The following is a 12,343-nucleotide window of genomic DNA, read 5'->3' as shown; positions in this document are numbered from 1 at the left end:
GCAGTGTTAATGTTATTGGTAAAAAGCTGATGAATGACTATCTTAGATACGTTATGAAAGTCTTTGTACCTTATAAATACATGATTAAAGCACTATGCTTAAGTCTTTTTTTACTGTTAACAAGTTGTAATTCTACAAAATCAGTTGTTAATGTTGAAGCCATGTCCGAGCTTGAAACTGTTTTAAATACGCGTAATTATCGTGTAGATATAAGAGCGGTTTTTCCTTTTAATACCGCAGCAACACAACAAGTCATAAATAATGTATTAACGAATAGAGTAGGGAACACAACTAGTAGAATAGATGTTGTTGGCGATGGCTTTTTTATGGCCTTTAATGATAGTATTGCAAAAGCATATTTGCCATATTACGGTGAACAGCAGCTTATTGGTGGTCGCTATGGTGGCAATGATATGGGTGTGGAATTTAATGCAACACCTGAAAAATATAATATCTCCAAGCACAAACGAAAAGACGCATATGTCATTAAATTTGAAGTTAAAGACGAAGAAGATAGACAAGAATCTTATAAGATAACTATGACTGTATTTCCTAATTATAATACTGAAATACTAATATTATCTTCTCATCGTACCGCGAACAATTACAGAGGAATCTTAAAGCCATGCGAAACTGGCGAAACTGCACTTTAAGCTAAAATACTTTCGTGACCAGAATCCTTTACAAATAGACAACTACTATTGGTTTTTTGAGACATATTTTTAATAAAACCATAAGGCAACGTATCTTGCATTCCAAAGATATTGAGATCTGCAGAAGGTGCTTTAGTCACGTAATCATTGAATTTTCCAACAGAAACTTCCGTAAGAATTTGTGGCAGACGTGCCAATTCTTTCAGTGATTCTAAAAATGCTTGAGCCTTTTCTGCATCATTTGGGTTTTCAACAACTGTAATTAGTCGAATGCTCGCTTTCCAATTCAATTTTAGCTTATAAGCCACTAAAATGGACAAATCTAAGTTTCCGATATCTAATCCGCCTAATTCCCAATTTCCTCTGCGGTCACTTACCCAAACATTAATCGTGTTTCGCTGTCCAAGTAATGTAGTCGTATGCAAATTGAATAATAGAATCCCAATTTCTAAGCGCATAGACTCTTTCATAACAAGCTTAAGTTCGTTTTCGTAATCATCATGGTCTTGAAGATTTAAAAACATGATGTTAGGTCTAAAGAATGCACCATTTAATGCTTGACTACTATAATTGATACCATTCGCAAATTGATCTGTATGGATAACAGTAGAGGAGGAGAAGACACCTTTTTCTCTAAAGGAAGCTGATATATCTTCTAATTGTATGGCAAGTGTGCTATGCTCAGTAAAAGGTTCAATACCTAATAATTTAATAGAACCTTTGGGTTTAGTGATATTCCGTAAAAATTCAAAAGTACCACGAAGACCATTAATATCTCTAACCGGCACCATAAGATTTGCTTTCCAAGCACGTTGTTGTTTTTGTTTCATGCCCCAAGTGTGTTTTGCGGCCCATTCAGCAAAGGATACAAACAAGCCAGAACGCACATCTTCAAATGGGGTTTCTAGGTTTTGACGAGATAAATACCAATATACCATAAGTACAATGGCTATAGATATTAAACTCACGGTAGGGTTAATGATAAACATGGCAAACACAGATGAAATCAGACCAAACCATGGTACCCATTTGTGAATCTTAAAAATTGGTCGATAACTTATTAAACCCAAACGTTGTTCTATAATCACCACAATATTTATCATGGCATACGTAATTAAGAAAAATAGAGTTACTAAAGGTGCTACCGCATTAAGATTCCTTAAAAGTAAGGTTAGAAATATGAGTAAACCTGTGACCATCATTGCATTTCTTGGTTGACCATTGGCACTTGTACCAGAAAGTATTTTAGAATAGGGTAATACATTATGTTGCCCCATAGCGAATAAAATACGTGACGATCCTACAATAGACGCTAAAGCAGAAGAGAAGGTTGCACCTAAAATACCAGCAATAATTGCAGGACCAAAGTAGGCTTTGTCTACCATGACATAGTAGTTATTTAGCAATTCTTGTTCTGAAGCACTACGTGAAATCCAGAAGGCTAACAACATGTAAATAAGGAAACTAACTCCAATAGCCCATAATGTTCCTGTAGGAATACTTTTTTTAGGATCTTTAAGTTCACCAGACATGTTTGCACCAGCCATAATACCGGTAGCCGCAGGAAAAAAGACGGCAAAAACAATCCAAAAACTACTACCAGAAAATCCATTTTCTTGAGAGCCTTTAAACGAACCCCAACTTAAAGTATCACTTACAGAATGGTACATAGAACCATCATAAGCTGCAATCACTATAGAAACAAAAGATATGATAATGATGCCCATTATGATATACTGGGTTTTAATGGCCAAATTTGCACTGATGTAGGCAATTGTAAATAAAGACGCAAATACAATAAGATCTACTAAAAATGGATTGTGGTCCGGAAAAATACCAAGCCAACCTTCACGAAAACCGAAAATATACATCGTCACAGCTAAAGCTTGTGATATGTAACGTGGAATGCCTAAACTTCCGCCAACTTCAAGACCTAGAGCCTGAGAAACAATTGCATAAGCGCCACCAGCACCAATACGAATGTTGGTAGTTATGGCAGACATAGATAAAGCTGTACATAAGGTAATTAGGAATGAAATAAGTATGATAAGCCAAGCACCAAGTAAACCAGCATTTCCGACAACCCAACCCAAACGTAAGTACATTATTACTCCAAGAATGGTTAATAAAGTTGGTGTAAATACGCCACCAAACGTTCCGAATTTTTTTATTGAAGTCGATTTATCAGACATAAACAAATACGTAGTTGTATTAAAAGTAATAATTATCTAGTAAAAGTAAGTGATGGAAGAGATGAAACTAATGACATTCATCATGAGAAATAGTGAAGTGTAAAGAATAACTCAGAAATTCTATTTTACATAATAAAAATTATAGGACAACTATGGGATATAATAAATACTTAAAAAAATATACCATACATATTTAAGAATTTTAAAACAATTAATACTTAAATTCAAGGCACCAAAAACTGACTATGCCAGGCATTGCCATTATTCTCAAATCGTATGCGTAAATGATTCGGACGTTGTAATTGTAAATATTCTATGGTATTCGGTATAAGTCGTATCGCAGTAAAATAATTGGTTTCACTATCATAATCTACATGATCTGGATGACTTATATCAGATCCTGGAGCTTTGACAGTAATGTAATCTTTGCGAGAATTCTCAGGAATATTCTGCCAATAATTATTTAGCTGAACTGAATCTGTTATAATTTCGGCAGTGGCATCAATACGCAATTGTAACAATTTTTTTGGATGGTAAAATAATGCACTTACTTTAGGGTTTTTTGAAATGTCATTTATTTTTTGTGACCGTTGATCAGTATATATTAATACACTAAAATCTGGCAACAATTTACGTAAAACGACGGTGCGTTGACGCGGTTTTCCATTATTAACCGTAGCAAGTGTGAAATATCTAAATGGATGACGCTTTTTAGAATAACCATTGATTAATTCTCGTCGTACTGTTTCTAATAATTCTAGTTCCAAAACTTTTTTTAGTGAATATAAGGATTCAACACAAGTTAGATTCTTAAGGATTTTGTAAATTTCACATGGTAAATACATAAACATTGAAAGAGAAAAATTATGGCAAATAACGTCTATGGAAAACCCTTAATATCTTGTTGCACAAATCCTATGACTGGCTATTTTAGAGATGGATTCTGCAGAACCATGCCTCAAGATACAGGTACACACGTGGTCTGTGCAGTAGTAACAAAAGAATTTTTAGCATTTACAAAGCAACGTGGTAATGATTTAACACGACCAATTCCTCAGTGGCAGTTTCCTGGTTTACAACCAGGTGATAAATGGTGTTTGTGTATTTCGCGTTGGTTAGAAGCGTACAAAGCTGGTGTCGCACCAAAAATAGACCTTAATGCAACACACGAAAAAGCATTAGAATTCACTAAACTTGAGGTTTTAGAGGCCTTTAAACTCTAGGATTTAATCAACTTTATAAGCTAATGAACTGTTTATAATGCTCGTATCGCTCAAAAATTTGTTGTACATAAGTAACAGGTTCAGTACCTCTTACATAACCATATTTAATAAAGGGCTTTTTATAGTTTTTTGGCAGCCGTAATGCTAGCATAGTTTTATCAACATTATTCTGCCAAATATTAGGATTAAGATTATTAGCTTCAGCCAACCGTTGTGCATCTAGTACGTGGCCATAACCACAATTATAAGAAGCTAAAGCAAATTTTATACGGTTTTCATGATCTTCGATATGTGAGAAGTACTTGTACATTTGATCTAGATATTTGGTCCCACCTTTAATACTTTCAATCGGATTAGAGATGTCTTCTATACCCAATGCTTCGGCAGTAGCAGGCATAACCTGCATTAAACCTTCGGCGCCAGCCCAAGATTGCGCTTTAGGATCAAAACGTGATTCTTGATATACTTGAGAAGCCAATAAGCGCCAATCGATATTTATTTTTTCAGCATACCTTTTAAAATGATTGTCGAACTTGCTAATTTGATTATTCTTTAAACTGTAATATTCACTTTTGATACGTCGGTTAAATGACCGCTTATTTTTAAAGTATTTATTATAAATGACATTATAATTAACCGTTTTCTTCTGCTTAATAATCCATTCATTAACAACCTCTCGAAATTTTACTGACTTTGTTCTAGTTACCCATGCGATACGCTGTGAAAATGATATAGGCACATCAATATTTAGGATAGGTTGGTTTGACGTATTAATCTTAGCAATGTTCTCATCGGCAATAGTGTACTTAATCTGTCCTTTGGCTACCATATCTATAATTTCGGGAGTAGTTAGTTCACTACTTAGAGTATCAATAATAATATCACCTCCCATCTCATTAGAAAGACTTAAAATACGTTCATAATAGGCTGAATTTTTTCTTATCGAAACGGTATCTCCAATGAGTTCTATTGGATCATGTATTAAGTGTTTTTGTAGTGAAGCCCAAGACATATTTCTATAGTTTTCAGGTTTACACTGCACTAATACCTGCTTTGTTAGATATAAATATTCGGTAAAGTCCACCTCCCATTTGCGCTGATTAGTAATAGTCATACCGTGAGCAATAAGGTCTACGTCTCCCCTATTTAGTACTTCAAATTGGGAATCTAGATCATTAGATACGACCAATTCTAATTTTAAACCTAGGTCTTTTGCCAATTGAGTTAACAATTCATATTCAAAACCCATTGCCTCACCTTTGTACAAAAAATAACTGGTACTACTATAAACTACTAGCGCTCTAAGAACTCCATCCTTTTTTATCTCATCTAAATCTCTGTCTACGGAATTAGCTACAATGGGATTGTAATTGGGATCTTTGGTTTGATTAAGATTGGAATCCTCTTTACAAGAAAATATAATTAGAACAATAAATACTATATAAACTCTAAAATGTATCAGCATAGCTTTATAAAGATACTAATATTTAGATAAAAATTTTAGCACAGAAATAAAGCCTTAAATGTTATGAACTAATTGATAAGTGTAACACAAGTTTGATTCACTTTTAATAGTATGTACATAATAAAAAAATAGATCTCAAAGTAAAGCTTCTAAACGCTCAATATATCTTTTTGTGTTTTCTTTAAACTCATCTAATTGTTCATAGTAGATTTCGAGTAAAATAAGTTCGTAAAAGGCTACTCGATTCCGATAGTCTTCACTTTCAAAAAAGTACTCTAAACAATCGTCTTGTCATCTGCCGCGTGCCATGAGATCTGAAAACCAACTAAAATTATCTTGCCAATATTTAAGATTTTCTAACGTAAATGTGACCATTGCATTTTCATTGAAGGCCACCATTTTTAAACCTTCGAGATAATGATACTCAACATCTACTAGTGCATCTAGTAAATCTCCTTTATGAAAGGACTTACCTACTATAGTTTTTGGAATACGGTCGGTTAATGTTGGTAAGGAAACACCTATGATGAGATCTGAACAATCCTGGCAAGTTTTGGGAATGGGTTCGTCTTTTCTTGTGAATCTTAAAATGGTATCCGCTACCTTTCGCTCGTCATCCCAATCATTTAAGAGACTTTCAATTTCCTTGACGTCTTTACGCATTTGCTCTAGAACCATCTGTCCTACAACTTCGGTCTCATCAATACGTTTAGATTCTTCATTCTTACGATTTACCCAAAGGGCAATCAAAATACCAATAACCACCAAAATGGTTTCTCCTAATGCATATAACAGATAACGACCTAACTTACTCTTTCCTAGTAACTCAAATCGTAATGCATTAAAAATTCTCATTATATAGTTTATAATTTAGGTAAAAATGTGCTAGGCTTGTCCTCCACTTTTTCCCATAAATAGTCTGATGTTAATCTAAAACTTCCCAAATGCTGAAAATTACAACTTTCAGGATCTATTATAGATAAAAAGGGTTCTTCCTTAGCATTGTTATATAAATGGTATACTTCACCTATTAATGGTTCAAATGTAAATTTGGATGCTGTAACTAGCTCATTGTATTTCATAACCTTAAGCAAAGCTTCGTATTCTGCTTTTATAGCTTCATATTTCGCTTTAAGATGCTTATTGGCTTTGTAAATTTGAGAGTTCTTCCAGCTACCATTGTTTGGTAACTTAATTTGTGGAGCCCCAACATTAGTTCCATAAGGTCTAAAGGCGGCATCATAGCGTTGCTTTTCCTCATCAAACACCACTAAATCAGGTCGTTTCTCTTTTTGTTCTGCTTTCTTTCCCATAGTCTTTTACAGCACAAAGATACGGATTTCGTAGTGAAGCCAATAATCTGGTGAAATACCGTTTGATGACATTATTTTTCTTTTATTTGTCTACCAATCAGTAATTATGACCTTGAAATCTATTATTCGACACTTCATTATACTAAACATATTCTGTGCATTTCAAATCACCTATACTCAGATTAAAGTAAGTCAAACACCGCAATGGGTTATTGAACAATCTTATGATAAAAGTCCAGATATAGAAACTAAAGACATTTCTTATGGTTTATTGACATTGTTAAGCGATGAACAAATCCATATTCCTAAAAAAGAACGTTATATCCGTTTTGCCAGAAAAATTACGGACAATGTTGGTATACAAGATGGTTCTTCAATTTCTATAAATTACGATCCAACCTATCAGCAATTGACCCTACACTCTATTGTGGTATACAGAAATGGAAAACGGATTAATAAACTCAACGTGAATGATTTTCAGGTCATAAGAAAAGAGTCTAATTCGGAAAGCTACATTTATGATGGTAGTCTCAATGCTGTAGCTAATTTAGCAGACATTAGAAATGGAGATATACTAGATGTCGCCTACTCTAATAAAGGTTTTAACCCAATACATGGAGATCATTTTTCTGGTGCAACAGCGCTGAATGATTTTCAGCCTGTAGGTAAAATTAATTATTACCTTATTTCGAAGCGAAAACTTAATTATAAACTCACCAATACTCAGGTAGAACCAAAAGTTAGTACTTATAATGGTTACATCACCTATAATTGGCAAACAACACTTGCTAAAGCCCCAGAATTTGAAGATAACACACCGAGTTGGTATATGGCTTATGATAATTTGTTTGTGTCGGACTATAACTCTTGGGCTGAGGTTGTGTTATGGGGATTGAATGTGTATGAAAAAGATGGCCCAATTTCACAAGCCTTAAGAACTAAAATAGAAGAGATAAAATCAAATTTTGATTATGAAGGTGATCGAATTAGAGTGACCTTAAAATTTGTACAAGAAGAGATACGCTATCTCGGTTTAGAGTCTGGTATTGGTGCATACAAGCCATTCTCACCAAATAAAGTATTTGAGCAACGTTTTGGGGATTGTAAAGATAAAACCTGGCTGATGGTAAGTATGTTGCGCGCCATGAATATTGAAGCATATCCTGCACTTGTAAACACATACTATGGGGAAACATTACACGAGTTTTTGCCTTCGCCAAAAGTGTTTGATCATGTGGTAGTTAAAGTCATCAATAAAGATGGTGAAGCTCTCTTTTACGATCCTACTTTAAATAATCAATTTGGACATCATGACGCCATTGCTTTTCCAGAATATGGCAATGTTTTGGTAATTAAAGATGGTGTAACAGCGCCAGAAAGCGTTACTAACAATGTTGAAAATCTAGTAGAAGTTTACGATACGTTTGATTTGCCTACTGTTGGTGGACCAGCTACACTGAGAGTGCACACTTTATACAAAGGTGCTGAAGCAGACATGATGCGCAGACGCTATAAGTATACGAGTTTATCTAACTTAAGTAAGGAATTTAAAAGTTACTATGAAGACTTGTATGATGGTGTTGAAGTTATTGAAGAGCCAAGCATTGATGATGATAGTTTATCAAATAGATTGATAGTAGAAGAACATTATAAAATTAATAGTATTTGGAAACCTATGGTTGGTAATGAAAAGAATATTAGTGCTGACTTTAGTCCATATAGTATTTTAGATGTTTTCATATCACCTAATACTAAGGAAAGGCAAACACCTTTTGCTCTTTACTATCCAAGTCATAAGAAACATCATATCACGGTAATGCTACCTAGAAAATGGTCTCTAAATACAGACGACGTCACTATTAACTCTAAGAGCTTCATATACAGTATGCAAGGGAAACTCAACAATCATGGTAATATCTTATACCTTGATTATGAATATGAAAATAAAAAAGGATACGTGTCACTTGAGGATTTTAATGAATTCTACACTAAAATTAAAGAGGCTGAAGAAATTCTATCTTATTATGTTTATATACCAAAGAGTTACGCCACAAGTGAAAAATTATTTAATTCATTTGAAGGTAAAAAAATCGTTTCTAGCTTTATGACATTTTTTTATTGGGCGCTTGGTATTGCTGTGGCAATCATTGTAGGACTTATCTTTTTTGTAAGACATCAAAACAGAAATAGAGAGTTTTAAATCTATCAAGTTGAATTTCAGAATGTTTTAAAATTTAAACGCAATGGTAAATTTGAATGCTTTGTCTAGATTTTTTTTGATTTACATCAATAAATGTTAATAAAATTCTTAAAAAAATTAGTAAACCAATTGAAAAGGTATTGTTTTCAGTATCTTCGTATCAACATTTATTATACTTCATAATAACTGCAAGAATTATAAATATTGGTTAATAGCAAAAGAATCTCTTTTATAATTTAGAAGAACCGTTTTAAGTTTAAAACGGTTTTTTTTTTTATGTGCTAATTCAATTTAACTCATCTAATTTTGTGAGCGGTATTGTACTGGAGTTACACCTGTTTTTGATTTAAAAAGCTTACTAAAATGCTGAGGATAATCAAAACCTAGATTATATGCAATTTCACTAACTGAATGGGTTGTGCCCAAGAGATTCATTTTAGCTTTATTGACTACAAATGCATATATATGGTCTTTGGCGTTTTTACCTGTTTCCTTTTTTAATAAATCACTTAAATAATTTGGTGACATATTAAGTTGTTCACCACAATATTTTACTGATGGTAATCCTAATTCTGAAGGTTTTTCAGAAGTAAAATAGTCCTTTAAAAGTTGTTCAAATTCAGAAACATGATCTTGATTTAAATTAGTTCTTACATAAAATTGTCTGTCATAATAACGCATACAATAATCCAGAATCAATTCTATATTTGAAACAATCAATTTCTGACTATGCTTGTCTATATTTTGGCTGTACTCCTTCTCTATTTTTTTAATTAATTCTGTAACCGTTTGTTGTTCTTCATCCGAAAGATGTAAAGCCTCGTGAACTTCATAATCAAAGAAACCGTAAGTACTTATAGTTTTACCTAATTCAGATTTTCTAATTAAATCTGGATGAAACAATAACACCCAACCTTTAGAATCTGCTGAAATTTCTTCTTTTGCACCAGACATTACCTGATTAGGTTTCATAAATACCATTGTTCCATCACTGAAGTCGTATGAGTTTCTTCCGTAATTAATAGTTCCGGTGATACCATCTTTTAAGGAAATCATATATAAATCTGAAGTATACCTAATATCGTTATATTCTACTAAGTGAGGCATATCCTTTAAATTAAAAACAGATACTAAAGGATGCTTTGGTGCAGGTAATTCAAGAATAGTTGTGAAGTCCGTAATTGATGCTATATGTAAGATATCGCTCATAATACAAAAGTATTAAACATTTAAAAACGTATTTACTCTACTTTAACCCACCATTTTGTGGTATTATTCTCTTCATTTAACATCATGGCTTCTCCAATTTTTGGTGTTACCATAGTAATGTTATGTTCTATTGCTTTTTTTGAAGCCCTTTTTACTGGGTCATCCCAAGTGTGTAATGCCAACTTAAAAGCTCCCCAATGTATAGGCATCATTTTGTTTGCTTCAACATCTATAGTTGCTTGAACGGTTTCTTCTGGCATCATATGTATTTGAGACCATTGCTCATTGTATTGTCCGCATTCCATCATCGCAAAATCAAAAGGACCGAAGCGCTCTCCTATTTCTTTAAAGTGCGAACCATAACCACTATCTCCACTAAAGAAAATGTTTGAGATTTCAGACTTAATAACCCAAGAACACCAAAGGGTTTTATTGCCTTTAAATCCTCGTCCAGAGAAATGTCGCGCTGGTGTTGCAGTAAATTCAATATTGTTAAAACTTATGTTTTCCCACCAATCAAACTCTTTTACACGTTTTTCTTCAACTCCCCAAGCTGTTAAGTGTGCTTTAATTCCTAACGGAACATAAAACTGTTTTACTTTAGATTTCAATTTTGTTATTGATTCATAGTCTAAATGGTCGTAATGGTCGTGAGAGATTAATACAATATCAATTTCTGGTAAATCTTCAATTTTAATTGGTAACTCTCTGTTGAATCTTCCTGAACCCATCCAAGATACTGGTGAAGGCACATTTCCTAACATTGGGTCTATGAATATGTTGGTGTCTTCTAACTCTAATAACATTGCAGAATGCCCAAACCACGTTAATCTTGGTTCTTTTATTTCCTGTTGAAAATCTTCTGAAGATAAATCCTTTTGAGGTAATGCTTTTGTTGGCACTTTACCATTTCCTGAAGTGAAAAACTCAGGAATACTACTCCATTTAATGCCTGTGTTTTGCACAGTGTGTTCTAAGTTTTTGAATGCATTGTCTTTATAATTAGGTGAACTATTAATTTTCACTAAACTTTCTTCTGAAGGTGAACCACCAAACTGAGGACTTGTATTCATAAATATTGCAGTTCCGATAGTTAATACTACAATAAGACCTACGATAAATAGTAACATACGCTTTATAATCTTAAATATTTTTTTAATCATCTCTTATTCTACTTCTTGTCCTTTACGAACTTGCTGAAGTATCATTTTTTTAGGTGTAAACGGAATCATTTTCATCATCATACTTTGAGAAAATGTTAGTCCTGAAACCACATCTAGTTTTCCTTTTAGCATTCCGTTATAACCATCTTCAGCAACCGAACGGGCACTAACGGTTTTCTTAAATAGTTCTGTTTTATCCATTCCTGAAGTTGAAGCGAATTCAGTTTCAGTAGCTCCAGGCATTAATGTGGTTACAGTAATATTTGTATCGTGTAATTCTTCAGCAATAGCATTTCCTAAAAATGTGACATACGCTTTAGATGCAAAGTAAACCGCTTGCAATGGTCCTGGTAAAAAACTTGCAGTTGATGATGTATTTAAAATCTTTCCACTATTTCGTTTTACCATTTCAGGAAGAAATAAATAAGTTAATTCTGTTAGTGCAACCATATTAAGGTTTATCATTTGCATTTGACGTTGCCAAGACAATTCGTGAAATTTCCCTCTTAATCCAAATCCTGCATTGTTAATTAAATAATTAACTTGAATGTTAGCGCTTTTAACTTTTTCGAATAATTCTTTAGAAGCATTTGGAACACTTAAGTCTTTGACAATTGCCATTACTTTAATACTATGCTTTTGTTCTAATTCAGATTTAAGTGCATTCAACTTATCTTGTCGTCTAGCAACGATAATTAAATCTCCTTCTTTTTCTGCGTGAATGTTTGCTAGTTCCTTTCCTATTCCACTTGAAGCTCCTGTAATTAATGCAACGTTTTTCATTATCTTATTGTTTTTGATGGCACAAAGTTATGATGAGGCTACGATGAGAATGTATACATTTTACAGAATGATGTATAGATTTTACAGTTTAAAGGTTCTTATCTAATAAAAAAGCCTCAACTTTTCAGTTGAGGCTTAATTA

11 protein-coding genes are annotated in these 12,343 nt (G+C 33.3%); 3 read left to right on the top strand and 8 right to left on the bottom strand.

Annotated features, from left to right (window positions below; genetic code table 11):
• Window positions 1–53: 53 nt before the first annotated feature.
• A complete protein-coding gene (locus tag HRU50_RS13750) occupies window positions 54–653 on the top strand; it encodes a DUF4251 domain-containing protein (RefSeq protein ID WP_296351675.1) in 600 nt (199 codons plus the stop codon).
• Here the strand turns inward: HRU50_RS13750 and HRU50_RS13745 are convergent.
• Together HRU50_RS13745 and HRU50_RS13740 are read right to left on the bottom strand one after the other, a co-directional pair.
• Entirely contained in the window at window positions 650–2,845 is a 2,196-nt protein-coding gene (locus HRU50_RS13745; RefSeq protein ID WP_296351674.1) for an amino acid permease, read from the bottom strand. The genes HRU50_RS13750 and HRU50_RS13745 overlap by 4 nt on opposite strands.
• Window positions 2,846–3,069: 224 nt before the next feature.
• On the bottom strand, window positions 3,070–3,612 hold the full coding sequence (locus HRU50_RS13740) for a pyridoxamine 5'-phosphate oxidase family protein (protein WP_296351673.1): 543 nt from the start codon (window positions 3,610–3,612) through the stop codon (window positions 3,070–3,072).
• A 99-nt stretch (window positions 3,613–3,711) separates the two neighbouring features.
• Between HRU50_RS13740 and HRU50_RS13735 the strand changes: the two genes are divergently transcribed.
• Window positions 3,712–4,068 (top strand): DUF2237 domain-containing protein, encoded by a 357-nt coding sequence (locus tag HRU50_RS13735; protein ID WP_296351672.1) that lies wholly within the window; start codon window positions 3,712–3,714, stop codon window positions 4,066–4,068.
• A gap of 13 nt (window positions 4,069–4,081) precedes the next feature.
• On the opposite strand, the gene HRU50_RS13730 is transcribed toward HRU50_RS13735, so the two are convergent.
• From HRU50_RS13730 to HRU50_RS13720, 3 genes are all read right to left on the bottom strand, one after another.
• Entirely contained in the window at window positions 4,082–5,533 is a 1,452-nt protein-coding gene (locus HRU50_RS13730; protein ID WP_296351671.1) for a transporter substrate-binding domain-containing protein, read from the bottom strand.
• Between the two features lie 291 nt (window positions 5,534–5,824).
• Window positions 5,825–6,388 carry a hypothetical protein gene (locus HRU50_RS13725; protein WP_296351670.1) on the bottom strand — a complete coding sequence of 188 codons (564 nt, stop codon included), beginning with the start codon at window positions 6,386–6,388 and terminating at the stop codon, window positions 5,825–5,827.
• An 8-nt stretch (window positions 6,389–6,396) separates the two neighbouring features.
• The gene (locus tag HRU50_RS13720; protein ID WP_296351669.1) at window positions 6,397–6,846 is read right to left on the bottom strand and encodes a DUF2452 domain-containing protein; all 450 of its coding nucleotides are present in this window, start codon (window positions 6,844–6,846) and stop codon (window positions 6,397–6,399) included.
• Window positions 6,847–6,952: 106 nt separating this feature from the next.
• On the opposite strand from HRU50_RS13720, the gene HRU50_RS13715 reads away from it, so the two are divergent.
• The gene (locus HRU50_RS13715) at window positions 6,953–9,046 is read left to right on the top strand and encodes a DUF3857 domain-containing transglutaminase family protein (protein WP_296351668.1); all 2,094 of its coding nucleotides are present in this window, start codon (window positions 6,953–6,955) and stop codon (window positions 9,044–9,046) included.
• 300 nt (window positions 9,047–9,346) lie between these two features.
• Here the strand turns inward: HRU50_RS13715 and HRU50_RS13710 are convergent, their stop codons facing one another.
• Genes HRU50_RS13710 through HRU50_RS13700 form a run of 3 tightly spaced genes read right to left on the bottom strand, consistent with a single transcriptional unit; the run spans window position 9,347 to window position 12,201 of the window.
• Complete coding sequence (locus HRU50_RS13710) at window positions 9,347–10,255, bottom strand: AraC family transcriptional regulator (protein WP_296351667.1); 909 nt, start codon at window positions 10,253–10,255, stop codon at window positions 9,347–9,349.
• Between the two features lie 32 nt (window positions 10,256–10,287).
• Window positions 10,288–11,418 carry an MBL fold metallo-hydrolase gene (locus tag HRU50_RS13705; RefSeq protein ID WP_296351666.1) on the bottom strand — a complete coding sequence of 377 codons (1,131 nt, stop codon included), beginning with the start codon at window positions 11,416–11,418 and terminating at the stop codon, window positions 10,288–10,290.
• Window positions 11,419–11,421: 3 nt separating this feature from the next.
• A complete protein-coding gene (locus HRU50_RS13700; RefSeq protein WP_296351665.1) occupies window positions 11,422–12,201 on the bottom strand; it encodes an SDR family oxidoreductase in 780 nt (259 codons plus the stop codon).
• Window positions 12,202–12,343: the final 142 nt, after the last annotated feature.

The sequence above is a fragment of the Winogradskyella sp. genome (assembly GCF_013213835.1).
Classification (GTDB): domain Bacteria; phylum Bacteroidota; class Bacteroidia; order Flavobacteriales; family Flavobacteriaceae; genus Winogradskyella.
This window is presented reverse-complemented; position numbering and strand designations above follow the sequence as displayed.

Excerpts from the sequence above, each read along its gene's own strand:
- HRU50_RS13750 (WP_296351675.1), top strand. The coding sequence starts at position 54 with ATGAAAGTCTTTGTACCTTATAAATACATGATTAAAGCACTATGCTTA.
- HRU50_RS13745 (WP_296351674.1), bottom strand. The coding sequence starts at position 2,845 with ATGTCTGATAAATCGACTTCAATAAAAAAATTCGGAACGTTTGGTGGC.
- HRU50_RS13735 (WP_296351672.1), top strand. The coding sequence starts at position 3,712 with ATGGCAAATAACGTCTATGGAAAACCCTTAATATCTTGTTGCACAAAT.
- HRU50_RS13730 (WP_296351671.1), bottom strand. The coding sequence starts at position 5,533 with ATGCTGATACATTTTAGAGTTTATATAGTATTTATTGTTCTAATTATA.
- HRU50_RS13725 (WP_296351670.1), bottom strand. The coding sequence starts at position 6,388 with ATGAGAATTTTTAATGCATTACGATTTGAGTTACTAGGAAAGAGTAAG.
- HRU50_RS13720 (WP_296351669.1), bottom strand. The coding sequence starts at position 6,846 with ATGGGAAAGAAAGCAGAACAAAAAGAGAAACGACCTGATTTAGTGGTG.
- HRU50_RS13715 (WP_296351668.1), top strand. The coding sequence starts at position 6,953 with ATGACCTTGAAATCTATTATTCGACACTTCATTATACTAAACATATTC.
- HRU50_RS13710 (WP_296351667.1), bottom strand. The coding sequence starts at position 10,255 with ATGAGCGATATCTTACATATAGCATCAATTACGGACTTCACAACTATT.
- HRU50_RS13705 (WP_296351666.1), bottom strand. The coding sequence starts at position 11,418 with ATGATTAAAAAAATATTTAAGATTATAAAGCGTATGTTACTATTTATC.
- HRU50_RS13700 (WP_296351665.1), bottom strand. The coding sequence starts at position 12,201 with ATGAAAAACGTTGCATTAATTACAGGAGCTTCAAGTGGAATAGGAAAG.